We start from the raw sequence: 26,280 nt of genomic DNA on the forward strand, positions 1-26,280 counted from the left end.
GCCACGGCTTTTAGTCTCTCAGGAACGATTACCAGCGGTGGTTCAGCAGGATATGACCGCCATAAGCAGCATAGCTGTTTTCACCCCACTCGCCGCTGGCGCGCAGGGAGAGCGTGGTGGTGTCGTTCAGGTTACCGGTGACGCCCAGTTCCAGCTGCCCACGATCTTCCGGCGTATCGTTGCTGACGGTCTCGCCGTTAAACGCCAGATCGTTTTGACCCGCACCTTTCAGCCAGTTCACGGCAACGTACGGCTGCCAGGCTTTCACATCTTTCTGCTGGAAGTAGCTTGATTTGACGCCCAGACGACCAAACAGACCGTCGTTGTCCAGCGTTGTCACCCGCACGCCGTCGCGATCGGTATGATTTTCCTGATCCAGATAGCTGTAGACGATCTGAGCCTGCGGTTCGATTTTCCAGGTGCGCTCATTCTCTGAATCAACCACCCACGCATGGCCCACTTCGACGGAAGCGGCAAAACCGGTGCTGTCGTAGTCTTCATCGTTGCGATTGCTGGTCACTTTATTGTTGTACCAGCTGTAGGCGGCCCAGGTATCAATGTAGCTGCCCAGGCGCAGCTTCTGATCTTCCTGCCAGGTTGCATACAGGCCGACGTTAAAGCCGTCCACTTTGCCCTGCGCATCACGCACGTTGTGTTTTGCATCAGAGTGGGTTTTCGCCTGACCGGCCCCGAACATGCCGCCCGCACGCAGAATACCGTTGTCCATAGGCTTGCTCATAAAGTCGCTGCCTACCTGAAGCACGGTGGTGGTGGTGTCATAGCTGACTTTGTCGCCGCCTGCATTGTTTTCATGGTAGCGACCTTTGACGTACATCCAGGTGTTGAGGTCTTCTTCATTACGGTAGGTGATCTGATCGCGATCGTCACGCTTGTGCAGGAACATGCTCTGCGCGGCAAGGTAGTTGCCTAAGTAAGCGCCAACCTCCGGAGCCATGACCTCAGGACCGCTGTTGCTGCCGTTGTCGGTGTTACCGCCGTTGTTGGTGTTACCGCCGTTGTCGGTGTTACCGCCGTTGTCAGTGTTACCGCCGTTGTCGGTGTTACCGCCGTTGTCGGTGTTATCACCGTTGTCGGTGTTATCGCCATCATCGGTATTATCAGACGGTTCATCGGAAGGCGTGGCCTTTGACTCCAGGTACCAGTTGCCGTTGCTGTGCTGATAAAGATTATATTCCCACGCACCGGCAACCACCGGTTTGGCAAGGGTCAACTGGGCTTCGGAGCTGCCGCCAACGCTGACAATTTCCATGCCGTTAACGGTTTGCGCGCCCAGGCCGCCAATGTTGTTAACGCTGACGTCGGACTGGCCAAAGCTGCTACCGGTAATGGTGAGATGATCGGTTGGCGAGTTGTCTTCACCCAGGGTACTGTTCATCACGATCTGACTGCCCGCAGAGCCGGTATAGTCGCCGTTAATGGTGAAATTATTGCCAACGCTGTTATTGGCAGCGCTGAGTAACAGTGTGCCACCGTTGGTGACGTTGCCGTTGACCGTATCGATACCTGAAACGCTCAGCGTATCGTTACCCTGAATCGCATTCCATGCTGCCAGCGTACCCCCCGTGAGGATGTTGATATTGTCGTTTACTTCGCCAGCAGTGGCAAACTGAGCGCCATTTTCGACAGTAATCGTCGCGTTGCTACTCTTTGTACCAAGCGTTGAACCAACAGCGACCAGAGTGGTGCCGCTATGCAGAACGGTATCACCCGTGTAGGTGTTTTTGCCGGTTAGCGTCAGGGTGTTGGAATCCACTTTTTCAACATTGCCGCTACCGGTAATGCCGGTGGCGAACGCCGTATTACTGCCCTGATTAAAAATAAGGGTGCCGTTGTTGGTCAGTCCACCGCTCAGCGTCGCGGTTTTCGTGCCATCACCCAGTTGGAGAGAAGCATCTTTGGCAACGAGAGTCGTGCCTGCATTAGACACATTCCCCGACAGGATTAAATCACCGCTGTTAACCAGCAGCGAATTGCCAGAACCGATAATGTCGATATTCCCTGAGAGCGCCCAGCTTTCACCGTCCATTTCAAAAGAAGCAAAGCCATCGCCTTCCGATAAGCCAACAAAATTGCTGTCTTCTGTGCCGGTTCCTGCCAGGGTTACCGTATTTCCTTTAGAGACGCTAGAAATGACGTCGCCTTTCAATGACGAGCCTGTATCAAGTACCAACGTATTATTTTTGCTGCTGGCAAACGTAATCGCCGTACCGCCACCGCCAATCAAACCGTTGTTGGTGATATCGACTTTCGCCGTATCCGTTACGTTGATGCCGTTCTGCGCGCCCTGAACGGTTCCGGTATTGGTGATTTTGGTATTACCGTCGCTCAGGTGAATACCATCATTTTCCGTGCCGGTAAGCGTGCCTTCGTTATTTATAGCCACACCGACGTGTGCACTAAGACCTGTTTTACCTTTAATAACCCCGGTAGCGCCATTCGATATATTTACCGCTGAGGAGTTCTGACTGACATAAATACCGTTGTCGAAAGCGGTAATGCTTCCGTTATTGATTATATCCCCCTGCATGGATTCAATGTTAACGGCAGAGGCACCGGTTGAGGAAATCGTCGCACCTTCCTCGTTATTTAAGGTAACACGTTGCGCTGAGGTATTAATGTCCAGACCTTTACCTGCGCCAGAAATATTCCCATTGTTAGTCACGGTTGTTACGTTGAATCCTGAAACAGAAACCGCGCTCTCACTTCCCGAGGACGAGATGGTGACGTCTTTATTGATGGTGTATTCTGCTTCGGCTGGAAAACTCTTGTGGGACAGAGGTGGATTGATCAATGGTTCCGGCAAGGGCCACTATCGGTGTGAATATAAACAAGGCAGGAAATATCTTTCCGAGAGTGCTTGTGGTTTTGTTTAATTTGAATTTTTTGTTGCGCATGTACACATCCATTTGAGAAGAAGTGACGCTAATTAATGATATGGAGTAACCCTTTTAGGCTGCTTACAAGAATGGGCTTACGACTAAGAGCATAAAATTATTATTTTTTCAATGCGTTATGTATAGGTTGATTTATTAAATAATGATTTTAGAGTTTCTTAATTGATCGTTAATTAATATATTTCATCCTTAACCATTCATTTAATATATTCTCTGTAAACGGTCATTTTTCGCCTGCTATACCCGTCCGGGACAATCATTGCCCATTGTTGCGTTTTACCTTTGCAAGGCTTTTCGCCCCTTTCACCGGGCGGGTTAACTGTCTACACTCACTGCTACAAGAAGAGAAGAAGACAGGCCATTTGATGATACTCATTATTTACGCGCACCCTTATCCGCAGCACTCGCATGCGAATAAGCGGATGCTTGAGCAGGTAAGGACGCTTGATAACGTAGAGATACGTTCTCTCTATCAACTTTATCCCGATTTCAACATCGATATCGCCGCTGAACAGGAGGCGCTTTCCCGTGCCGATCTGATCGTCTGGCAGCATCCCATGCAGTGGTACAGCACGCCTCCGCTGCTGAAGCTGTGGATTGATAAAGTCTTCTCCCACGGCTGGGCGTATGGCCACAATGGTCATGCGCTAAAAGGAAAAAGCCTGATGTGGGCGGTCACCACGGGCGGAGGAGAAAGCCACTTTGATATTGGTTCCTTCCCGGGTTTTGAGGTCCTGGCACAGCCGCTGCAGGCGACCGCGCTCTACTGCGGCCTGAACTGGCTCCCGCCTTTTGCGATGCACTGCACTTTTGTCTGCGATGACGAAACGCTGCAGGCGCAGGCTCGCCATTATAAACAACGCTTACTTGAGTGGCAGGAGGCGCACCATGGATAGCCATACGCTGATACAGGCGCTGATATACCTTGGCGCAGCGGCGCTGATTGTGCCCGTGGCGGTACGCCTGGGGCTGGGCTCTGTTCTCGGCTACCTGATTGCGGGCTGCGTTATTGGACCGTGGGGCTTTCGACTGGTGACGGATGCAGAGGCGATCCTTCATTTCGCTGAAATTGGCGTTGTGCTGATGCTCTTTGTGATTGGTCTGGAACTCGATCCGCAGCGCCTGTGGAAGCTTCGCGCCTCGGTATTTGGCGGCGGTGCGCTGCAGATGGTGGCCTGCGGCCTGCTGCTGGGTGGGTTCTGCATCCTGCTGGGCATGGACTGGAAAGTGGCAGAGCTTATCGGTATGACGCTGGCGCTCTCCTCGACCGCCATTGCCATGCAGGCCATGAACGAGCGCAATCTGACGGTCTCTCAGATGGGACGCAGTGCGTTCTCAGTGCTGCTGTTCCAGGACATTGCCGCTATCCCGCTGGTGGCGATGATTCCGCTGCTGGCGGCCAGCGGTTCCTCCACGACGCTGGGGGCGTTCGCGCTGTCGGCATTAAAAGTCGTGGGGGCGCTGGCGCTGGTGGTGCTGCTTGGTCGCTACGTCACCCGCCCGCTGCTGCGGTTCGTTGCCCGCTCGGGCCTTCGCGAAGTGTTCAGCGCCGTGGCGCTCTTCCTGGTGTTTGGTTTCGGTCTGCTGCTGGAGGAAGCCGGTCTGTCGATGGCGATGGGGGCCTTCCTGGCGGGCGTTCTGCTGGCGAGTTCCGAATACCGTCACGCGCTGGAAAGCGATATCGAGCCGTTCAAAGGCTTGCTGCTGGGGCTGTTTTTCATCGGCGTAGGGATGTCCGTCGACTTCGGCACGCTGGTGACGCACCCGCTGCGGATCGTCGTCCTGCTGGTCGGCTTCCTGATCATTAAAATGGCGATGCTGTGGCTGATTGCGCGTCCGCTGAAGGTGCCGAATAAGCAGCGCAGCTGGTTTGCGGTTCTGCTGGGGCAGGGGAGTGAATTTGCGTTCGTGGTCTTTGGCGCGGCGCAGATGGCAAATGTCCTCGATCCCGAGTGGGCAAAAGCGCTGACGCTGGCAGTCGCACTGTCGATGGCCGCGACGCCCGTTCTGCTGGTGGTGCTGACGCGTCTGGAAAAATCGGGTAGCGATCAGGAGCGCGAAGCCGATGAGATCGACGAGGAGCAGCCTCGCGTCATCATTGCCGGATTTGGCCGCTACGGGCAGATCGTTGGTCGTCTGTTGCTGTCCAGCGGGGTGAAAATGGTTATCCTCGATCACGACCCCGACCATGTCGATACACTGCGTAAATTTGATATGAAGGTGTTTTACGGCGATGCAACGCGCGTCGATCTATTGGAATCCGCCGGGGCGGCGAAAGCGGAGGTATTGATTAACGCGATTGACGATCCGGAGACCAGCCTGCAGATGGTGGAAATGGCGAAAGAGCATTTTGCGGATCTGACCATCATTTCCCGCGCCCGCGATGTGGATCACTATATCCGGCTGCGGCAGGCGGGGGTAGAAGCACCGGAGCGTGAAACCTTTGAAGGCGCGCTGAAGTCTGGCCGCATGGCGCTGGAAAACCTGGGGCTCGGCGCGTATGAAGCCCGCGAACGGGCGGATCTGTTCCGTCGCTTTAATACCGAAATGGTGGAAGAGATGGCGGCGATGGCAGGCAGTACGGCCACGGAGCGTGCGGCAGTGTTTAAACGCACCAGCGCCATGCTGACGGAAATCATCAATGAGGATCGCAATCACCTGTCGCTGATCCAGCGTCACGGCTGGCAGGGCACGGAAGAGGGCAAGCATACCGGCGATCCGGCTGACGAACCGGAGAGTAAACCTTCCGCGTGAAGTGGAGTTGCCAGCAATATTAAAAAATTTCTGTATCTTTACTCTGCCGCCAGTCGACGAAAGATTAAGCTTTCCGTATAGTGGCGGCAATTTTTTGCATCCGGGAAATTTTCAATGATCAGTCTGATTGCAGCGCTGGCGGTGGACCGCGTTATCGGTATGGAAAATGCCATGCCGTGGAACCTGCCTGCCGATCTCGCATGGTTTAAACGTACTACGTTAAACAAGCCGGTAGTGATGGGCCGCCTGACCTGGGAGTCGATTGGTCGTCCATTGCCGGGCCGTAAAAATATCGTTATCAGTAGCCAGCCGGGTACTGACGATCGCGTCGAATGGGTAAAATCCGTCGACGAGGCGATTGCTGCATGCGGCAATGCCGAAGAGATCATGGTGATTGGCGGCGGGCGCGTGTACGAGCAGTTCCTGCCTAAAGCGCAGAAGCTGTATCTGACCCATATTGATGCGGAAGTGGAAGGGGATACCCATTTCCCGGACTACGATCCGGACGAGTGGGAATCGGTATTCAGCGAATTCCACGATGCGGATGCACAGAACTCTCACAGCTACTGCTTCGAGATCCTGGAACGTCGTTAAGTGATTTGCCCTCTCCCGCCCGGGAGAGGGCATGATTCAGGAGGCGACGGCCTCACTTTCCCCTAAGTCCAGCTGTCGGTTGGACGGCTGAACAAAGTAAGCTTTATCTTCCCAGCGTAAGCAGGTTAACTCTCCGCCCCAGCAGCATCCGGTATCCAGACCGTAAATCCCGTCCGGCGTCCCTTTTCCTTCCAGTGCAGCCCAGTGACCAAATACCACGCTGTACTCGCTTGTCACCGGTCCCGGAATGGCAAACCACGGTTTGAGCGGGGCCGGTGCGCTTTCCGGCGTCTCTTTGGAATACATGTCCAGCTGTCCGTTCGGGAAGCAGAAACGCATACGGGTGAAGGCGTTCGTGATAAAGCGCAGACGGGCCAGACCGCTGAGATCCTCGCTCCAGTGGTTCGGCATGTCGCCGTACATGGCATCGAGGAAGAAAGGATACGAGTCGCTTGCCAGCACTGCCTCAACGTCACGCGCACAGGTTTTCGCTGTTTCAAGATCCCATTGTGGCGTGATCCCGGCATGCGCCATGACCAGCTTTTTCTCTTCGTCGACCTGAAGCAGGGGCTGGCGGCGCAGCCAGTTAATCAGATCGTCCGCGTCCGGCGCATCCAGCAGCGGGGTGAGGCGATCTTTAGGTTTATTGCGGCTGATCCCGGCGAACACTGCCAGCAGATGCAGATCGTGATTGCCCAGCACCATGCGCACGCTGTCGCCCAGTGATTTGACGAAACGTAATACCTCAAGCGAGCCGGGGCCACGTGCGACTAAATCGCCCGTCAGCCAGAGCGTGTCCTGTTCTGGCGTAAAGTCGACCTGTTTTAATAATGCGATCAGTTCATCGTAGCAACCGTGAACGTCGCCAATCAGATATGTAGACATTAGATTAATGAATAAGTGTGGTTACGGCGAGACGGAACACGGGAATGGCAACGCGGAAGCCATTGCCATCGACATCGACCATTTCATAATGGCCTTGCATGGTACCCATCGGCGTTTCAATCACCGCGCCGCTGGTGTACTGGTACTCTTCGCCAGGGGCGATGTGGGGCTGTTCACCGACCACACCTTCACCCTGAACTTCGATTTCGCGGCCATTGCCGTTGGTGATAAGCCAGTAGCGTCCGCGCAGCTGCACGGGCGTCCGCCCCAGGTTGCGAATGGTCACGGTATAAGCAAAGACAAAACGTTCTTCGTCCGGCGAGGACTGTGATTCAACATAGACGCTTTGTACATGGACACATACGCGGGGCGAATCAATCATGGCTTAACTCTCCTTCGGCGGCGCATTTTCGCTGATGTAATTAGCCAGCTTGCAGTACTGCTCTACGGAAATGTTCTCCGCACGCATTGCCGGGTCGATCCCCAGTTCAGCTAATACCTCAACGGTGAACGAATTGCTGAGGCTATTACGGATCGTTTTACGACGCTGGTTAAAGGCTTCAGTGGTAATGCGGCTCAGTACACGCAGATCTTTAACCGGGTACGGTTTCGTTTTGTGCGGCACAAGGCGCACAACCGCTGAATCCACTTTCGGTGGCGGTGTGAACGCTGACGGCGGTACTTCGAGTACCGGGATCACGTTGCAGTAATATTGTGCCATCACGCTTAAACGACCATACGCTTTACTGTTCGGGCCTGCAACCAGACGGTTAACCACCTCTTTTTGCAACATGAAGTGCATATCGGCAATGGCATCAGTATAGCTAAAGAGGTGGAACATGAGCGGCGTGGAGATGTTATACGGCAGGTTGCCGAATACGCGCAACGGCTGACCCATTTTTTCCGACAGTTCGCCGAAGTTCATGGTCATGGCGTCCTGCTGATAAATGGTCAGCTTCGGCCCGAGGAACGGGTGCGTTTGCAGGCGTGCGGCCAGATCGCGGTCCAGTTCGATGACGGTCAGTTCGTCGAGGCGTTCGCCTACCGGCTCGGTCAGTGCGGCAAGGCCCGGGCCGATTTCGACCATCGCCTGGCCTTTTTGTGGATTAATAGCCGAGACAATGCTTTCGATCACGAACTGATCGTTAAGGAAGTTTTGCCCGAAACGTTTACGGGCTAAGTGGCCCTGATGGACTCGATTAGTCATTGAGTATTAACAATCATTTTGATGGCGAGATTAAGCGCCGTAATAAAACTGCCGACATCCGCTTTCCCCTGGCCTGCCAGATCCAGCGCAGTACCGTGGTCAACGGACGTTCGAATAAAGGGTAAACCGAGGGTGATATTCACCCCGCGGCCAAAGCCCTGGTATTTTAGCACGGGCAGGCCCTGATCGTGGTACATCGCGAGCACGGCGTCGGCATTATCCAGGTATTTCGGCTGGAAAAGGGTATCAGCAGGCAGCGGACCGCTGAGGTTCATTCCCTTCGCCCGCATTTCGTTGAGTACCGGAATGATGGTGTCGATCTCTTCGGTGCCCATGTGCCCGCCTTCGCCCGCGTGCGGATTCAGGCCACAAACCAGCACATGCGGCTGCGGGATCCCAAATTTTGTCTGCAGATCGTGATGCAAAATCCCGATGATCTCGCGCAGGAGATCGGGGGTGATCGCATCCGGAATCGCTTTGATCGGCAGATGGGTGGTCACCAGGGCAACGCGCATCGCTTCGGTCGCCAGCATCATCACCACTTTCGGACTGTGCGATCGCTCTTCGAAGAACTCCGTATGCCCGGTAAACGGTATGCCCGCTTCGTTGATCACGCCTTTGTGGACGGGGCCGGTAATCAGGGCGGCAAATTCGCCCTTCAGGCAACCGTCGCAGGCGCGCGCAAGGGTTTCAACCACATAGTGGCCGTTTTCCGTGCTGAGCTGGCCAGGAATGACCGGCGTACGAAGGGGAACAGAGAGAAGGGTGAGGGTACCGGCTTGCTGCGGTGCAGGCTGTTGACCTTCAACGTAAGGGATGAGCGTTAAAGGCAGACCGAGCAGCGTTGCCCGGTCCTGTAACAGTGTTGCATCCGCGCAGACAACCAGTTCTACTGGCCAGCTGCGCTGGGCGAGCTGGACAACGAGGTCAGGCCCAATCCCGGCGGGTTCGCCGGGCGTGATAACAACACGATGCTGTTTCATTAGTTGCTCAGCACTTTCACGTAAGCACTGGCGCGTTGTTCCTGCATCCAGGTGGCTGCTTCTTCAGAGAACTTACGGTTAAACAGCATACGGTAGGCTCTGTCTTTCTGCGCCGCATCCGTTTTATCAACGTTACGGGTGTCCATCAGCTCGATCAGATGCCAGCCAAACGAAGAGTGGACCGGCGCGCTAATCTGGCCTTTGTTCAGCTTCATCAGCGCGTCACGGAAGGCAGGATCGTAAATATCCGCTGCCGCCCAGCCCAGATCGCCGCCCTGGTTAGCAGAGCCAGGATCCTGAGAGAACTCTTTTGCTGCTTTCGCAAACGAGGTTTTACCGCTCTTAATGTCTGCTGCAATCTGTTCCAGCTTCGCACGCGCCTGATCGTCAGTCATGATTGGTGACGGTTTCAGAAGAATATGACGAGCGTGAACTTCGGTAACGGAGATATTTTGGCTCTGGCCGCGCAGATCGTTCACTTTCAGAATGTGGAAGCCCACGCCTGAACGAATTGGACCGACGATATCCCCTTTCTTCGCCGTACTCAGGGCCTGGGCAAAGATGGATGGCAGCTCCTGAATACGTCCCCAGCCCATCTGGCCGCCTTTCAGCGCCTGTTGGTCTGCGGAGTAGGTGATGGCCAGCTTGCCAAAGTCACCGCCGTTACGCGCCTGTTCGACAATTGAACGCGCCTGACTTTCTGCTTCCGCAGCCTGATCGGACGTTGGATTCTCTGGCAGTGGGATCAGAATGTGGCTCAGATTCAGCTCCGTGCTCGCATCGTTCTGGTTACCCACCTGTTTTGCCAGCGCCTCCACTTCCTGAGGCAGGATAGTGACGCGGCGACGCACTTCGTTGTTACGCACTTCCGAAATCAGCATCTCTTTACGGATCTGATTACGGTAGGTGGCGTAGCTGATGCCGTCATAGGCCAGACGGCTGCGCATCTGGTCTAAAGACATGTTGTTTTGTTTCGCGATGTTAGCGATCGCCTGATCGAGCTGCTCGTCAGTGACCTTCACACCCATTTTCTGCCCCATCTGCAGAACGATCTGATCCATGATCAGACGCTCCAGGATCTGGTGGCGCAGCGTGGCGTCATCCGGAAGCTGCTGACCCGCTTCGCCCGAATTGAGCTTCACCGATTTCATCAGACCGTCAACGTCACTTTCAAGCACGACGCCGTTGTTAACCACCGCGGCGACTTTATCAACAACCTGGGGGGCCGCGAAGCTGGTATTCGCAACCATAGCGACACCGAGCAGCAGCGTTTTCCAGTTCTTCATACTTTTTCCATTTCAATTAACCGCAAAGCGGATTACGTTGCAAATCAAGCACATTACAAGGAACTGCGGTAAGGCAGAATATTCGAGCGCAGCATTTTCTGCGTACCCAGACCGTAGTTGGAACTCAGGCCGCGTAACTCGAAGTTAAAGCCAATCACGTTATCGTATTTGCTTTGATTGTTTTCCCAGCCGTTAAGCTTACGTTCGTAACCGACACGCAGCGCGTAGCAGCAGGAGTTATATTGCAGCCCCACCATCTGGTCAGCAGCTTTATTCGCGTTAGTGTCAAAGTAGTAAGCGCCTACGATTGACCAACGGTCGGCGATGGGCCAACTCGCTGCCGCACCGACCTGAGAAATACCATCCGAATATTGTGGCGATTTCCAGTAGTTGATGCTGTTCTGATCATTGCTTTTCGGTAGCGTTGCCTGAATATATTCTGGGCTAGCGTAACGATAGCTTACCTGAATCATACGATCTTCATCGCGACGATACTCTATGGCTGCACTACTGTTAGCAACGTTGTCGAGACGCGTGTCATACTGCACACCGCCACGCAGGCCCCAACGGTCAGTCATACGCCAGTAGGTATCTCCCGCCCACACTATCGATCCCGTTTTGTTGTCTTTCTCCCACTGAATATTGTCATCGCCCGTGCGAGACTCTGTGAAGTAGTAGATTTGACCCACAGAAACGTTAAAACGTTCAACGGCGGCATCATCATAAACACGTGTTGTGACGCCGGTCGTTAACTGGTTCGCTGAGGCGATGCGGTCCAGACCGCCGTAAGTACGGTCGCGGAACAGGCCACTGTAGTCAGACTGCAGTAAAGAGGAGTCGTAGTTTTGAATGTTGCTCTGATCGCGGTATGGCACGTACAAATACTGCATACGCGGTTCAAGCGTCTGGGTATACCCATCCGCCAGCAGGGCCATATCACGCTCGAAGATCAGCTTGCCGTCCATTTTAAACTGAGGGAGCGTTCGGTTAACCGACTCTTCCAGATGCGCACTGTTCGTTGCGTTGTAATTATCGAGATTTTTTTGCTGATAGTGCGTCGCCATCAGCTTGGCTTCGGTATTCAGGCTTGCCCAGTCGTTAGACCACGGCAGATTGATCGTCGGCTCCAGGTGAACGCGCGTGGCTTCAGGCATGTCCGAATCCGTGTTCACGAAATGCACCGCCTGAGCGTAAACATGGGTGTCGAAGGGTCCCACGTCATTCTGATACCAGTTGACGTCCAGCTGTGGCTCAGCGCCATAGGTAGGCGTGGACTGGTCAGAAAACACCTGGAATTTCTTGGACGAGACCGTTGCGTCAAAGTTCTGCACCGCATAGCCTACGCTGAATTTCTGCGTGGCATAGCCATCGGTACTCGAGCCGTATTTGGACGAGAAGTCATTAAAATAAGCCGAATCGCTGACTTTGGTGTAGTCAACATTAAAGCGCCACACCTGATCCATCACCCCGGAATGCTGCCAGTAGTACAGCCAACGGTGACGGTTATCACCCGAGACGTTTCTGGCGTCGTCCTTGTAAACGTTATCCGACGGCAGATAATCCAGCTCCATCAGACCCGCACCGGCGTGGGTCAGATAGCGGAATTCGTTCTCCCACATGACGTTGCCGCGCTTATGGATATAATGCGGCGTGATCGTCGCATCCATGTTGGGCGCGATGTTCCAGTAATACGGCAGGTAGAACTCAAAGTAGTTCGTGGTGCTGTATTTGGCATTCGGGATCAGGAAACCGGAGCGACGTTTGTCACCCACGGGAAGCTGCAGATAAGGGCTGTAGAATATGGGGACCGGACCCACCTTGAAGCGGGCGTTCCAGATCTCAGCGACCTGCTCTTCGCGGTCATGGATAACCTCGCTCCCGACCACGCTCCAGGTATTTGAACCCGGCAGACACGACGTAAACGTGCCATTTTCCAGGATGGTATAGCGGTTTTCACCGCGCTGTTTCATCAGGTCTGCGTCACCGCGCCCCTGGCGACCCACCATCTGGTAATCACCTTTCCAGACGTTAGTGTCTTTGGTATTCAGGTTTGACCATGCTTTCGGACCTTTCAGGATGACCTGATTGTCGTCATAGTGCACATTACCCAGCGCATCCACCGTGCGTACCGGTTCGGCCGCGCCTTCCGGCTGCTTCTGGTGCAACTGTACTTCATCTGCCTGCAGGCGGCTATTGCCCTGATTAATATCGACATTACCTGTAAACGTGGCATTGTCAGGGTAAGTCCCTTTTGAACTGTCGGCAGTAATGGTTACCGGCAAGCTATTGGTATCGCCACTCACCAGTGGGCGATTATAACTTGGGACGCCAAGCATACACTGCGAGGCGAGATCGGCCGCCAGCCCCTGTTGACTGTACAGGGCGGTGCCAATCATTGTGGCCAGGAGGGTGGGGATACGTTTTTTCATACGTTGTATTTTATTGTTCCGTCATCAGTGGCTACGGCTTACAAACGCTCAGAGACTATCTTACTCATCTGCGCAGTACCAGCGTTAATCCTGCCCGTTTGCGTGCCAGAGTGTTAGGCTCGCTATCGAATGACGAGTATGATAAAGCAAATTATAGGCGATGTCCTTCAATTGACCGTGACTTGAACACAGTGATGATGACGTTGCGTCGGCCAGGAATATGACTATCCGGGGAGTATATGCAGTATTGGGGTAAAATAATCGGCGTTGCGTTCGCCATCATCATGGGTGCCGGGTTCTGGGGAATAGTGCTGGGGCTTATTATTGGCCATATGTTTGATAAGGCGCGCAGCCGCAAAATGGCCTGGTTTGCCAATCAGCGCGAGCGTCAGTCACTCTTTTTCTCCACCACTTTTGAGGTGATGGGGCATTTAACCAAATCCAAAGGCCGCGTTACGGAAGCCGATATTCAGATTGCCAGCGTCTTTATGGACCGCATGAATCTGCACGGTGACTCCCGCCTGGAGGCGCAAAATGCGTTTCGCATCGGGAAATCCGATAACTATCCGCTTCGCGAAAAAATGCGTCAGTTCCGCAGCATCTGCTTCGGCCGTTTTGATTTAATTCGGATGTTTCTGGAAATTCAGATTCAGGCGGCCTTCGCCGACGGCTCGCTTCATCCTAACGAGCGCGATGTTTTATACGTGATTGCGGAAGAGCTGGGCATCTCCCGTATGCAGTTCGACCAGTTCCTGCGCATGATGCAGGGTGGGGCGCAGTTTGGCGGCGGCTATCACCAGCAGTCATCTGGCGGTGCCTGGCAGCAGGCGCAGCGTGGTCCGACGCTGGAAGATGCCTGTAACGTACTTGGCGTAAAGCCTTCTGACGATCAGACCACGATCAAACGTGCCTATCGTAAGCTGATGAGCGAGCACCATCCGGACAAGCTGGTCGCGAAAGGCTTACCGCCGGAAATGATGGAGATGGCGAAGCAAAAGGCGCAGGAAATTCAGAAAGCGTACGAACTGATTAAAGAGAAGAAAGGCTTTAAATAAGCCCCTCTGCAGAATGAAGAAGGGCCTGGCAGGATGAACTGCCAGGCCCTTTCTACGTGATTACCAGCTGTAGCGTACGTTCAGACTGCCGTTTACATCGCTGTAATCATTATCACCTTTCTGTCCGGACATCTGGGCGATAACGCTCCATTGCTTGTTCACATTCGCCTGAACACCCGCTTTCAGCTCCGCACGATCGGCAGGAATATCCTGTTTGATCTGTGTGTCACCAAAGTTAACTGCCGTTTCTTCAGAGGTATGCAGCCAGTTGACCTCCGCAAACGGCTGGATAACCGCGTCGTTCGCCTTATTCATCTTGCTGTCAACTCGCAGACCTAAACGGGTGGTCCAGCTGTCACCGTTTTGCCCATCAATCGTTGTGCCGCTGCTGTCTTTGATGTCATCGGCACGGTAATCCTGCCAGACGATCTGTGCCTGCGGCGTGAGGCTCAGCGTGTTGTCGCCGAGTGCGACATCGTAGCGATAGCCCGTTTCCAGCGAAACGGCGTTGGCGTTTGAATCGTAATCCGTTGAGCCAACGTCCCCGTTATCTACGCTGTTGTGGTACATCCCGTACTGATACCAGCTGTCGACATAAAAACCCTGATGCTGTCGGGCATCGGCAAACCAGGTGGCATAGACGCCGAGGTTATAGCCATCGACTTTACCGTCAGCGCTAAAGCGGCTGCCGTCAGCACCTCTATTTCCTGTGCTGTCGCTGCTGGCGTTCATATAGCTACCCATAATCCCGACCACCAGGTTTTGTTCGCCGTTGTTCCAGGCTGCAACATCGCCCCCCATCTGGAACTGGGAGTAGTTGCTGTCGATATCAATATTGCTCTCTGCCGCAGTGGACTGGTTCTTACCTGCTTTGAAACGCGCCCATGTCGTGCCGTTTTGCGATTTGAACTGGCTGCCTTCTCGGTCTGAGAGGGTCTGCATCTGCAGATCGCGAGCCAGCCACTGGTTGCTAAGGTATGAACCGATATCAGCACGATACTGAGGCGTTACGTCGCCACCCTCACCCGTGGCCTGGGAACGGAGATACCAGTTCCCTGAGTCCTGATACAGACGGTATTCGTAGGCGTTGATTTGGACCTGGTTACCCTGAACAAAGGTACCGTTTGATTCACCGCCGACCTTAATCACTTCAATTCCGTTTTGGGTCAGGGCCCCCTGACCGCCTGCGTTGTTAATGTACAGGGTAGTGTTACCGGACGTATTCCCCGTAATGTTAATCATATCGGTTGGCGACGTGTCGTCGCCTAACTGCGTATTCAGCGTCAGAGACCCCTGGTTACCGGTATAATCGCCGTTTACGATCAGTGTGTTACCGGTCGTTGTGCCGTCGGTACCTTCGATATTGCCGCTGATAATGCTGCCTGCGTTGCTCAGATCACCATTGATCGTAAGCGTGTCGTTGAATTGAATGGTGCCCTTGCTGTTAACATTGCCGTTCACCACGCCGTTGTCGCCACCAAACGTCGCGCCTGCCGCGACATTCACGGCCTGATCGCTGTTTTGTACGCCGATAACGCCGGCCTCGCCCAGCCAGAGCGTGCCCTGGTTAACATCTGTTGTGCCGCTGTAACTGTTTGCGGCATTCAGAATCAGCGTACCTTGCCCCTCTTTGGTGAGTGATTTACCGTCCCATCCCGTCGTGGCGTTAGCATTTTGATCGACAAGCGCCGTGCTCAGCGTAAAGCTGCCGTCAGCATTGTTCAGGGTGAATGTACCGTGAGCCGCCGTTGGCGTTGGGTTCTGGCTGGCATACCAGGCTAATGACGGCGTCAGGACGTAATTCGTCACGTCGGCGGGGTCAACGGCGCCGCTGAAGGTGATGAAGTCAACGGATCCTGATGCCATACCCGCGACGGTGAAGTGGGTAAAATTGCCATTGATTGCATTTTCAGCGTCAATCACCGTGAAGGTGCTATCCGCTGAAAGCGTGCTGGCACCACCGTAACCCGTAATATTCAGCGTGCCATTCAGCGTTGCATTCTGAGCGATAACAGGGGCACTTGTCGCGTTTGCATCGAGGTAGACATCAGTTTGGCTGTTATCCTGAAGGATGAGATTACCGACATTGAGCGTACCGGCACTGCCGTTTTCATCGCCGAGCGTGATGCGCCCGTTACTGGAAAGATTACCGACGCTGGAATCGCCGGTAAGCAGCCACTGGCTGTTTTCATCCAGATTCATGCTGACATTATCACCGCTGGCCTTAACGGCGCCGGACAGCTTGCTGTTTTGAGCGCTCAGGGTGACTGCATCGGCGGTATTGGCCACGGTGAGCAGATTGTCTGCATTCATCGTTTGCACATTCTTCACGCTAATATCGGCAGATCCTGAATCCACGGCAAAAGCACTTCCTCCGGATGCGGTTGCCGTAATGCTTCCGCCGTCAATTGTGGCGACATTTTTTCCACCGCTGAACGAGAAGACGGCCTTGCTACCGGAAATATTACTGTTAGCGATGGCGGCATTGCTGGCGTTTTGCAAGACGATGGCTGCAGACTGTTCACTGGTAATCGTTGTGCCGGTTGCATCAAATTTCCCGCCATTATCGATTACCACCGCCCGTGAGTTTTCCCCTGTCGTGATAACAGAACCGTTATTCAGCACGACAGCGCTGGTTGCTTTACTGGAGGATATCGCGTCAGAATTCTGTCCATGCGTGGTAATTTGCGTATCCGAGAGCGCTGCGCGACCGGTATTCAATAAACCAATAGACTTTTCACCGTAAGTATCAATTTTTGATGAGTCAAAGGTAAACGTTTGGGTGTAATTCTGAATCCCATAGCTCTCGCTACCGGTTGTACTAATGGTGACCCCGGTGCCGGTCATTTCGCCATTGTTAAATATGCCCGCATTACCAAAATCACCGGTGGTTTTTATAGTAACGTTAGCTAATGTGACTGTTCCTTGTTGGTTAACGATCCCCCTGGCCATGCCATACCCAGAAGTAGTAATGGTGGTGTTGGGATCGTCTAGCGTGACTTTCGCGCCATTGAAAACGTACAGGCCCATCGCTGAGTCTCCGCTAGTCGATATTGTCAGCGCGCCACTATCGTTAACAACGACATCGGAACCGTTGGCTGTTACCGCTGCGGTAACATTCTCTGTGGTTGAGTATTCGCCGCTGATCTCGTTATCACCTGGGACAGCCTCAAACGTCCTGTCAGTCGCGAGTGCCGAACCCGCAATGCCGGATAAAATAAAGGTCGCGATAGCCCCTCCAGCGCGAACGCGTGAGCGGGTTTTGCTGTCTCCACGGGAAAACTCAGAGGCAACAATGTACATATTTCTGGCGTAATTCCAGATGATGTTGTAAGTCCTGTTCATATACGTCCTTGTAAATTAATGAGTCGATTGTTTCTGAATGTTTTTGGCTAGCGAAATGACCTGGCCTGGGAGCCTGTGGGATTAGTATTTCCTTATTTTTTAAGTGAATTTTTAACAATGGCCGACGTTATTTCAATTTACTATTTTTTAATATGTATTTTAGTTTTTTTAAATAAATGAGAGAGGCGTTATTATAAGAAATAACTTTTGTGAATATTATTTGTGGTGGTTTTATTATTGGTGTGAAATATATGGATTTTGAATATTTGTTATCAGGCGCGTGCCCGATAACAAATATTTATTGAGCGTGGATTAGAAGTCCACCGGAGCTTTAAACGTCATCGCATTACCGAAGGCAGGATGGGTGATGGTGAGCGTCTGCGCGTGCAGCTGCAGACGTGGCGCTAAGGTCAGTGCTTCAGGCGGCGCGTAAAACCGGTCGCCCAGAATCGGATGACCCAGGGCAAGCATATGCACGCGCAGCTGGTGTGAGCGTCCGGTAATCGGTTTAAGCAGGACGCGCGCGGTATTATCCGGCGCGTACTCCAGCACTTCATACTCGGTCTGCGCGGCCTTGCCGGTTTCGTAGCACACCTTCTGCTTTGGCCGGTTCGGCCAGTCGCAGATCAGCGGTAAATCCACCAGCCCTTCCGCCTGCGCGGGGTGACCCCAGACGCGGGCGACATACTGCTTTTTCGGCTCGCGCTCGCGGAACTGGCGCTTCAGCTCGCGTTCCGCCGCCTTATTCAGCGCCACCACAATCACGCCGCTGGTCGCCATGTCCAGGCGATGGACAGACTCCGCCTGAGGATAATCGCGCTGAATGCGCGTCATCACGCTGTCTTTGTGCTCATCCAGACGCCCCGGCACGGACAACAGCCCGCTGGGCTTGTTGACCACCATAATGTGTTCATCCTGATACAGAATGACCAGCCAGGGATCCTGCGGCGGATTGTACGGCTCCATCACCATCTTGCGCTCCGGTTACTGATGCGTCACAACGATAAGACGCAGGGCATCCAGACGCCAGCTAGCCTGGTTGAGGCTTTCCAGCACCTGCTGACGGTTGCTTTCAATCACCGCCAGCTCGTCGTCACGGATGTTAGGGTTCACGGCCTTCAACGCTTCCAGACGCGACAGCTCCGCAGACAGTTTCTCGTCGGCTTCCGCGCGTGCGGCATCAATCAGCGCTCTCGCCGCTTTCTCAATCTGGGTTTCGCCCTGCTGCAGAATAGCGTGCACGTCCTGCTGGACCGCGTTAACCAGCTTGCTGCCGGTATGGCGGTTCACCGCGCTCAGCTGGCGGTTGAAGCTTTCGAACTCGACCTGTCCGGCCAGGTTCGTGCCGTTTTTATCCAGCAGCAGACGGACCGGCGTCGGCGGCAGGAAGCGGTTGAGCTGCAGTTGCTTCGGCGCCTGTGCTTCCACAACGTAAATCAGCTCCAGCAGCAGCGTCCCCACCGGCAGCGCCTTGTTTTTTAACAGGGAGATCGTGCTGCTGCCGGTATCACCGGAGAGGATCAGATCCAGCCCGTTGCGGATCAGCGGGTGTTCCCAGGTGATGAACTGGGCATCTTCACGGGACAGCGCCACGTCACGCTCGAAGGTGATGGTACAGCCATCTTCCGGCAGGCCCGGGAAATCCGGTACCAGCATGTGATCGGACGGGGTCAGGACTATCAGGTTCTCACCACGATCGTCCTGGTTGATGCCGACGATATCGAACAGGTTCATCGAGAAGCTAATCAGGCTGGTGTCGTCATCCTGCTCTTCGATGCTCTCTGCCAGCGCCTGCGCTTTCTCGCCACCGTTGGAATGGATCTCCAGCAGGCGATCGCGACCCTGTTCCAGCTGGGCTTTCAGCGCGTCGTGCTTCTCACGACAGGACTTAATCAGATCGTCAAAGCCGTCGGTGTTTTCCGGCGCGGCCAGGTAGCCGATCAGATCGCCATGCACCTGATCGTAAATGGTGCGGCCCGTCGGGCAGGTATGTTCAAACGCATCCAGACCTTCGTGGAACCAGCGCACCAGCACGGACTGGGCCGTTTTTTCCAGATATGGCACGTGGATCTGAATATCATGGGCCTGACCGATACGGTCCAGACGGCCGATACGCTGCTCGAGCAGATCCGGGTTGAACGGCAGATCGAACATCACCAGGTTGCTGGCAAACTGGAAGTTACGGCCTTCGGAGCCGATTTCCGAGCACAGCAGAACCTGCGCGCCGCTGTCCTCTTCGCCAAACCACGCCGCGGCACGGTCGCGTTCAACGATGGACATGCCTTCGTGGAACACGGCGGCGCGAATACCTTCACGCTCGCGCAGGACCTGCTCCAGCTGCAGCGCGGTAGCCGCCTTGGCGCAGATCACCAGCACTTTCTGGGAGCGGTGTGCAGTCAGGTAGCCCATCAGCCACTCCACGCGCGGATCGAAGTTCCACCAGGTGCCGGTATCGCCTTCGAACTCCTGGTAGATCTGTTCCGGGTAAAGCATGTCGCGGGCGCGCTCTTCCTGCGTTTTGCGCGCGCCCATAATGCCGGAGACTTTAATCGCCGTCTGATACTGCGTCGGCAGCGGCAGTTTAATGGTGTGCAGCTCGCGTTTCGGGAACCCTTTCACGCCGTTACGGGTGTTACGGAACAGCACGCGGCTGGTGCCGTGGCGATCCATCAGCATGTCGATCAGCTCTTTGCGCGCGGATTCCGCGTTGTCGCTCTCGCTGTTCGCGGCCTGCAAAAGCGGCTCGATATCCTGCTCGCCGATCAGATCGCTCAGGGTGTTGAGTTCGTCATTAGAAAGACGCTTGCCCGCCAGCAGCAGGGCGACGGCATCCGCCACCGGACGGTAGTTATTCTGTTCTTCCACAAACTGCTCAAAATCGTGGAAACGGTTGGGATCGAGCAGGCGCAGACGGGCGAAGTGGCTTTCGAGACCCAGCTGTTCCGGCGTTGCGGTCAGCAGCAGGACACCAGGCACGCGTTCGGCAAGCTGCTCGATAGCCATATATTCGCGGCTCGGCGCATCTTCGCTCCAGACCAGGTGGTGCGCTTCGTCGACCACCATCAGGTCCCACTCGGCATCGCACAGATGCTCAAGACGCTGCTTGCTGCGGCGCACGAAGTCCAGGGAGCAAATCACCAGCTGTTCGGTTTCAAACGGGTTGTCCGCATCGTGCTGCGCTTCGGCGTAGCGTTCGTCGTCGAACAGAGAGAAACGCAGGTTGAAGCGGCGCAGCATCTCAACCAGCCACTGGTGCTGTAAGGTTTCTGGCACCACGATCAGCACGCGCTCGGCGGCGCCGGAAAGCAGCTGTTGATGCAAGATCATACCCGCTTCAATGGTTTTACCCAGGCCCACTTCATCTGCCAGCAGCACGCGTGGCGCGTGGCGACGGCCCACGTCATGGGCGATGTTCAGCTGGTGGGGGATCAGGCTGGTGCGCTGGCCGCGCAGGCCGCTCCACGGCATGCGGTACTGTTCACTCTGGAACTTACGCGCGCGATAGCGCAGCGAGAAGCGATCCATACGGTCGATTTGCCCGGCAAACAGGCGGTCCTGCGGCTTGCTGAACACCAGCTTGCTGTCGAGCAGCACTTCACGCAGGATGACATTGGCCTCGTCGGTGTCCAGGCGAGTGCCGATGTAGGCGAGCAGTCCATTCTCTTCTTTTACGTCTTCAATCTTGAGCTGCCAGCCGTCATGGCTAGTCACGGTGTCACCCGGATTAAACATCACGCGGGTTACAGGGGAGTCATTGCGAGCGTACAGGCGGTTTTCACCAGTGGCAGGGAAGAGGAGGGTAACCATGCGCGCATCAACGGCAACGACGGTTCCTAATCCAAGTTCGCTTTCTGTATCGCTGATCCAGCGTTGACCAAGTGTAAAAGGCATAGTTGTTCGGCTCTAATCTTTAATTGCAGGCAATAGTTCGACCACCGTCAAAAAAGACGGTCATCGAAAAATGGGTCCGGGAATGGAAAGGGCGCTATGGTACTGGATGGCAGCCATTTCGTCACGCGTCAAAATAGGCCAAGTTGCCCTGTAACAAGTGTAGCAAAGTCGTCGTCGATGAAGGGCAAAATTCCGTCGGCAACCGGCTGAAGCTGACGCGTCAGATAGTGTTCGTAATCCAGAGGCGAGTGCTGATAATCCACCGGTTCCGGACCGTTTATCGTCCAGACGTATTTGATGGTGCCCCGGTTCTGATACTGCGGCGCGCGGCCGCGGCGGACGTTTTCTTCATCCGCGAGGCGCGCGGCGCGCACGTGCGGAGGAACGTTACGCTGGTACTCCGCGAGCGGGCGGCGCAGGCGTTTGCGATACACCAGTTGCGCGTCAAGCTCGCCCGCCATCAGGCTGGCTATCGTCTCGCGCACGTAGTCCTGATACGGCTCATTGCGAAACACCCGCAGATAGAGCGTTTGCTGGAACTGTTGCGCCAGCGGCGTCCAGTCGGTACGTACCGTCTCGAGCCCTTTAAACACCATCCGCTGCGCGTCGCCGTCCTGAATCAGCCCGGCGTAGCGCTTCTTGCTGCCCTGATCGGTACCGCGAATGGTGGGCATTAAAAAGCGGGCGAAATGGGTTTCAAATTCCAGCTCCAGCGCGCTGGTTAACCGCGCTTTCTGCAGATGTTCCTGCCACCAGTCGTTCACGAAGGCGACCAGCGCTTTGCCGATTTGCGCGGCGTCTTCTTCTGAATGCGCGCCCTTAAGCCACACAAAGGTGGAGTCGGTGTCACCATAGATGACGTCATAGCCCCGGGACTCAATCAGCGCTTTGGTCTGACGCATGATCTCGTGCCCGCGCATGGTGATCGACGACGCCAGCCGCGGGTCGAAGAAGCGGCAGGCGCTGGTACCCAGCACGCCGTAGAAGGCGTTCATGATGATTTTCAGCGCCTGTGATAGCGGTTTGTTGCCGTGGCGCTTGGCCTCATCGCGGCCGTGCCAGATGTTTCCCACGATGTCGGGCAGGCAGTGTTTTTCCCGCGAGAAGCGTGCGCCGAGGAAGCCTTCGGTGCTGTGTTCATCATCCGGCTGGGCCAGGCCCTCAACCAGCCCGACGGGATCGATCAGGAAGGTGCGGATTATCGACGGGTAGAGGCTTTTGTAGTCCAGCACCAGAACGGAATCATACAATCCTGGCCGGGAATCCATGACGTAGCCGCCGGGGCTCGCCTGCGGAGGCACCTCCCCGAGGTTAGGGGCGACATATCCTGCCCGGTGCATTCGGGGAAAGTAGAGATGGCTAAAGGCGGCAACCGATCCACCATGCCTGTCTACCGCAAGGCCGTTCACCGTCGCGCGTTCCAGCAGGAAGGGCATAATTTCGGTTTTGTGGAAAATCTGCGTGACCAGCTCGCAATCTTTCAGGTTATAGGTGGCGAGCGCGGGCTTGTCTTCGTTAAAGCGCCGGTCGATCTCGTCCATTCTGTCCCAGGGGTTGTCGATGGATTTGCCTTCGCCAAGCAGCTCCTGCGCCACCGCTTCGAGGGCGAATGATGAGAAGTTCCAGAAGGCGGACTTGAGCGCCTCGATGCCGTCGATAATCAGGCGACCGTTCGCCTGGGCGAAGAAAACGCCGTTCTTAAAACCGTGCTCGCGCCATTCCAGCTCGCTGTTGCCGCGCCCGAGCATCAGCGGGATGCGGTAACGCTCGGCGTGTTTTTGCAGCACGCGCAGGTCGAACTGCACCACGTTCCAGCCGATCAGGACGTCGGGATCGTAGTCGGCAAACCACTGGTTAAGCTTCTCGAGCAGCTGCGGGCGGCTGTTGACGTACTCAAGCCGGAAATCCAGGGCGGAGGCATCACCATTCGGCGGTCCGAGCATATAGACAACCCGATCGCCGCAGCCTTCCAGGCCTATGCAGTACAGTTCGCCGTGGCGGGTGGTTTCGATATCCAGGGAGACCCACTTCAGCGGAGGGCGGTAGTGCGGGTTCGGCTTCAGCCGCGCGTTAACGAGGCTGCCGTTGTGCGCGGTGCCGTCGACCCAGACGGGCGCGGTAATAAACCGCTCCATCAGAAAGCGCTCCGGTGGGCGGATGTCGGCTTCGTAGAGCGTCACGCCCGCTTCGCGAAGCAGTTTTTCATAGCGCATCAGCTGACGATGGGCGCGACAGTAGAGGCCATAAACCGGTTGACGGTGGAAATCTTTCAGCTCAAGCGGGGTAATGCGCCAGCCGTTTTCACCGCGCAGCAGCTGTTTCACTTTTTCGACGTGCGCTTCTGGAATAAACGCCACGGACTCCTGCGGCGGCAGCGTCACCTGCAGCGGGCCGTTGTCCGTTGCCAGCCAGAATTCAACCTCGGTGCCCTGAGGCGTATCCCGCCAGTGTCGGGTCAGTAAAAAGCCTTCTTGCGCCTGCGCCACGCCGTTATCCCAGAAAACAAAACCAGGCCTGATTATAGCCTGGTTGAGGTAGGTTTGCTGGGGTTTTATACAGTGCCTGTTTCGCCGAATGGCGCTGCGCTTATCCGGCCTGCAGGTTCCATAGGCCCGGTAAGCGTAGCGCCACCGGAAAGGGTTTACTGCCCGTAGTAGGCCTTCGCACCGTGCTTGCGCAGGTAATGCTTATCCAGCAGGGTTTGCTGCATATCCGGCAGCTGCGGCGCCAGCTGGCGACAGAAGATCCCCATATAGGCGATCTCTTCGAGCACGATGGCATTATGCACCGCGTCCTCCGCGTTTTTCCCCCAGGCAAACGGGCCGTGGGAGTGCACCAGCACGCCGGGCATTTGCGCCGCGTCGATTCCCTGTTTTTCGAAGGTCTCAACGATCACGTTACCGGTTTCCCACTCATACTCGCCGTTGATCTCCGCATCGGTCATCAAACGCGTGCAGGGAATGGTGCCGTAAAAGTAGTCCGCGTGGGTGGTGCCGGTCGCCGGGATGGCCTGGCCCGCCTGCGCCCAGATAGTGGCATGGCGCGAATGGGTATGCACGATACCGCCGATAGTCGGGAATGATCGATAGAGCAGGCGGTGAGTGGGCGTATCGGATGACGGCTTTTTGTTGCCTTCCACCACTTCACCCGTTTCGATGCTGACAACGACCATATCGTCCGCCGTCATCACCGCGTAATCGACGCCGGAAGGCTTGATCACGAACACGCCTTTATCGCGGTCAACGGCGCTCACGTTGCCCCAGGTCAGGGTGACCAGATTATGTTTCGGCAGCGCCAGGTTGGCTTCAAGTACCTGCCGTTTGAGCTCTTCTAACATTGTTGTCTCCAGTGCCGGATGGCGTTTCGCTTATCCGGCCTACAGGATCGTAGGCCCGGTAAACGCGGCGCCACCGGGCATTCCGTGCTTTAGCGTTTTGAACCGTAATAGACTTCGTTCCAGCGCAGCGCGTCCTTGAAGGCGGGCAGGCGGGTATCGTTATCAATGACGGTCAATTCGATATCGTGCAGCTCGGCGAACTGACGCATGTCGTTCAGATCCAGCGCGTGGCTGAAGACGGTATGGTGCGCGCCACCGGCCAGGATCCAGGCTTCTGACGCGGTCGGCAGATCCGGCTGTGCTTTCCACAGGGCGTTGGCGACCGGCAGTTTCGGCAGAGAATGTGGTGTTTCAACCGCATCGACGCAGTTCACCAGCAGGCGGAAACGATCGCCCAGATCGATCAGGCTGGCGTTGATGGCCGGGCCCGTGCGGGTGTTGAAGATCAGACGCGCCGGATCGGCTTTACCGCCGATGCCGAGGTACTGCACGTCGAGGATCGGTTTTTCCTCTACCGCGATGGAAGGACACACTTCCAGCATGTGCGAGCCGAGCACCAGGTCATTGCCGTTCTCGAAGTGATAGGTGTAGTCCTCCATAAAGGAGGTGCCGCCCTGCAGACCGGTCGACATCACCTTCATGATGCGAAGCAGAGCGGCAGTTTTCCAGTCGCCTTCGCCGGCAAAGCCGTAGCCCTGCTGCATCAGACGTTGTACTGCCAGACCCGGCAGCTGTTTCAGACCGTGGAGATCTTCAAAAGTGGTGGTAAAGGCGTGGAAACCGCCCTGTTGCAGGAAGCGCTTCATGCCCAGTTCGATGCGCGCCGCATCCAGCACGTTCTGACGCTTGTCGCCGTTGATCTGTGCCGCAGGCGTCAGGCGGTAACTGCTTTCGTACTCATCCACCAGCGCGCTTACGTCGCCATCGCTGATGTCATTCACCACCTGCACCAGGTCGCCCACGGCCCAGGTATTCACGGAAAAGCCGAACTTGATCTGCGCGGCCACTTTGTCACCGTCGGTGACCGCCACTTCACGCATGTTGTCGCCGAAACGCACCACTTTCAGGTGGCGGGTATCCTGCTTCGAAACCGCCTGGCGCATCCAGGATCCGATACGCTGTTGCGCCTTACCATCCTGCCAGTGGCCGGTGACCACCGCGTGCTGCTGACGCATGCGCGCGCCGATGAAGCCGAACTCGCGGCCGCCGTGTGCGGTCTGGTTCAGGTTCATAAAGTCCATGTCGATGCTGTCCCACGGCAGGGAGGCGTTGAACTGGGTATGGAACTGCAGCAGCGGTTTGTTGAGGATAGACAGGCCGTTGATCCACATTTTTGCCGGTGAGAAGGTGTGCAGCCATACCACCAGACCGGCGCATTTATCGTCGTAGTTCGCGTCGCGGCAGATATGGGTAATCTCATCCGGCGTTGTGCCCAGCGGTTTCAGCACCAGCTTGCACGGCAGTTTGGCTTCCGCGTTCAGCGCGTTAACGACGTGCTCCGCGTGTTTCGTTACCTGCTGCAGCGCTTCCGGTCCGTACAGATGCTGGCTGCCAATCACAAACCACACTTCATAGTTATTAAAAATGGTCATCATCGTG

16 protein-coding genes and 1 pseudogene are annotated in these 26,280 nt (G+C 55.5%); 4 read left to right on the forward strand and 13 right to left on the reverse strand.

What is annotated here, in order from left to right; genetic code table 11:
* Nucleotides 1–28: 28 nt before the first annotated feature.
* A pseudogene (locus ACMGGU_RS01590) lies at nucleotides 29–2,915 on the reverse strand (autotransporter outer membrane beta-barrel domain-containing protein).
* A 365-nt stretch (nucleotides 2,916–3,280) separates the two neighbouring features.
* On the opposite strand from ACMGGU_RS01590, the gene kefF reads away from it, so the two are divergent.
* From kefF to folA, 3 genes are all read left to right on the forward strand, one after another.
* Entirely contained in the window at nucleotides 3,281–3,811 is a 531-nt protein-coding gene (gene kefF, locus ACMGGU_RS01595; RefSeq protein ID WP_045907770.1) for a glutathione-regulated potassium-efflux system oxidoreductase KefF, read from the forward strand.
* The gene (kefC, locus tag ACMGGU_RS01600) at nucleotides 3,804–5,669 is read left to right on the forward strand and encodes a glutathione-regulated potassium-efflux system protein KefC (RefSeq protein ID WP_420300202.1); all 1,866 of its coding nucleotides are present in this window, start codon (nucleotides 3,804–3,806) and stop codon (nucleotides 5,667–5,669) included. The genes kefF and kefC overlap by 8 nt, the downstream gene beginning before the upstream one ends.
* 114 nt (nucleotides 5,670–5,783) lie before the next feature.
* Entirely contained in the window at nucleotides 5,784–6,263 is a 480-nt protein-coding gene (gene folA, locus ACMGGU_RS01605) for a type 3 dihydrofolate reductase (protein ID WP_008502023.1), read from the forward strand.
* 36 nt (nucleotides 6,264–6,299) lie between these two features.
* On the opposite strand, the gene apaH is transcribed toward folA, so the two are convergent.
* The 6 genes from apaH to lptD are packed head-to-tail and all read right to left on the reverse strand — an operon-like array spanning nucleotide 6,300 to nucleotide 13,053.
* Nucleotides 6,300–7,148: a bis(5'-nucleosyl)-tetraphosphatase (symmetrical) ApaH gene (gene apaH, locus ACMGGU_RS01610; protein WP_045907773.1), complete on the reverse strand. Its 849-nt coding sequence runs from the start codon at nucleotides 7,146–7,148 to the stop codon at nucleotides 6,300–6,302.
* 4 nt (nucleotides 7,149–7,152) lie between these two features.
* Complete coding sequence (apaG, locus tag ACMGGU_RS01615) at nucleotides 7,153–7,530, reverse strand: Co2+/Mg2+ efflux protein ApaG (RefSeq protein WP_032644031.1); 378 nt, start codon at nucleotides 7,528–7,530, stop codon at nucleotides 7,153–7,155.
* 3 nt (nucleotides 7,531–7,533) lie between these two features.
* The gene (rsmA, locus tag ACMGGU_RS01620; protein ID WP_008502020.1) at nucleotides 7,534–8,355 is read right to left on the reverse strand and encodes a 16S rRNA (adenine(1518)-N(6)/adenine(1519)-N(6))-dimethyltransferase RsmA; all 822 of its coding nucleotides are present in this window, start codon (nucleotides 8,353–8,355) and stop codon (nucleotides 7,534–7,536) included.
* A complete protein-coding gene (pdxA, locus tag ACMGGU_RS01625; protein WP_045907774.1) occupies nucleotides 8,352–9,338 on the reverse strand; it encodes a 4-hydroxythreonine-4-phosphate dehydrogenase PdxA in 987 nt (328 codons plus the stop codon). The genes rsmA and pdxA overlap by 4 nt, the downstream gene beginning before the upstream one ends.
* Nucleotides 9,338–10,624 carry a peptidylprolyl isomerase SurA gene (gene surA / locus ACMGGU_RS01630; protein ID WP_063620746.1) on the reverse strand — a complete coding sequence of 429 codons (1,287 nt, stop codon included), beginning with the start codon at nucleotides 10,622–10,624 and terminating at the stop codon, nucleotides 9,338–9,340. Before surA ends, pdxA begins: the two co-directional genes overlap by 1 nt.
* Nucleotides 10,625–10,677: 53 nt before the next feature.
* Nucleotides 10,678–13,053 carry an LPS assembly protein LptD gene (gene lptD / locus ACMGGU_RS01635; protein WP_069720147.1) on the reverse strand — a complete coding sequence of 792 codons (2,376 nt, stop codon included), beginning with the start codon at nucleotides 13,051–13,053 and terminating at the stop codon, nucleotides 10,678–10,680.
* Between the two features lie 239 nt (nucleotides 13,054–13,292).
* Here lptD and djlA point away from each other — a divergent pair, with 239 nt between their 5' ends.
* Complete coding sequence (djlA, locus tag ACMGGU_RS01640; RefSeq protein ID WP_008502016.1) at nucleotides 13,293–14,108, forward strand: co-chaperone DjlA; 816 nt, start codon at nucleotides 13,293–13,295, stop codon at nucleotides 14,106–14,108.
* A gap of 60 nt (nucleotides 14,109–14,168) precedes the next feature.
* On the opposite strand, the gene ACMGGU_RS01645 is transcribed toward djlA, so the two are convergent.
* The 6 genes from ACMGGU_RS01645 to araA form a co-directional block, all read right to left on the reverse strand.
* Nucleotides 14,169–17,453: an autotransporter outer membrane beta-barrel domain-containing protein gene (locus tag ACMGGU_RS01645; RefSeq protein ID WP_417929828.1), complete on the reverse strand. Its 3,285-nt coding sequence runs from the start codon at nucleotides 17,451–17,453 to the stop codon at nucleotides 14,169–14,171.
* Between the two features lie 312 nt (nucleotides 17,454–17,765).
* Nucleotides 17,766–18,425 (reverse strand): bifunctional tRNA pseudouridine(32) synthase/23S rRNA pseudouridine(746) synthase RluA, encoded by a 660-nt coding sequence (gene rluA / locus ACMGGU_RS01650; RefSeq protein WP_023345423.1) that lies wholly within the window; start codon nucleotides 18,423–18,425, stop codon nucleotides 17,766–17,768.
* A gap of 12 nt (nucleotides 18,426–18,437) precedes the next feature.
* Nucleotides 18,438–21,344 carry an RNA polymerase-associated protein RapA gene (gene rapA, locus ACMGGU_RS01655; protein WP_420300203.1) on the reverse strand — a complete coding sequence of 969 codons (2,907 nt, stop codon included), beginning with the start codon at nucleotides 21,342–21,344 and terminating at the stop codon, nucleotides 18,438–18,440.
* A 128-nt stretch (nucleotides 21,345–21,472) separates the two neighbouring features.
* Nucleotides 21,473–23,830 carry a DNA polymerase II gene (gene polB, locus ACMGGU_RS01660; protein ID WP_420300204.1) on the reverse strand — a complete coding sequence of 786 codons (2,358 nt, stop codon included), beginning with the start codon at nucleotides 23,828–23,830 and terminating at the stop codon, nucleotides 21,473–21,475.
* A 155-nt stretch (nucleotides 23,831–23,985) separates the two neighbouring features.
* Nucleotides 23,986–24,681: an L-ribulose-5-phosphate 4-epimerase gene (gene araD / locus ACMGGU_RS01665; RefSeq protein ID WP_248222937.1), complete on the reverse strand. Its 696-nt coding sequence runs from the start codon at nucleotides 24,679–24,681 to the stop codon at nucleotides 23,986–23,988.
* Nucleotides 24,682–24,770: 89 nt separating this feature from the next.
* Nucleotides 24,771–26,273, reverse strand: coding sequence for an L-arabinose isomerase (gene araA, locus ACMGGU_RS01670; RefSeq protein WP_196347010.1), 1,503 nt, complete (start codon nucleotides 26,271–26,273; stop codon nucleotides 24,771–24,773).
* Nucleotides 26,274–26,280 lie beyond the last annotated feature (7 nt).

This window comes from Enterobacter sp. BNK-8 (assembly GCF_048685095.1).
Classification (GTDB): Bacteria; Pseudomonadota; Gammaproteobacteria; order Enterobacterales; family Enterobacteriaceae; genus Enterobacter; species Enterobacter quasiroggenkampii.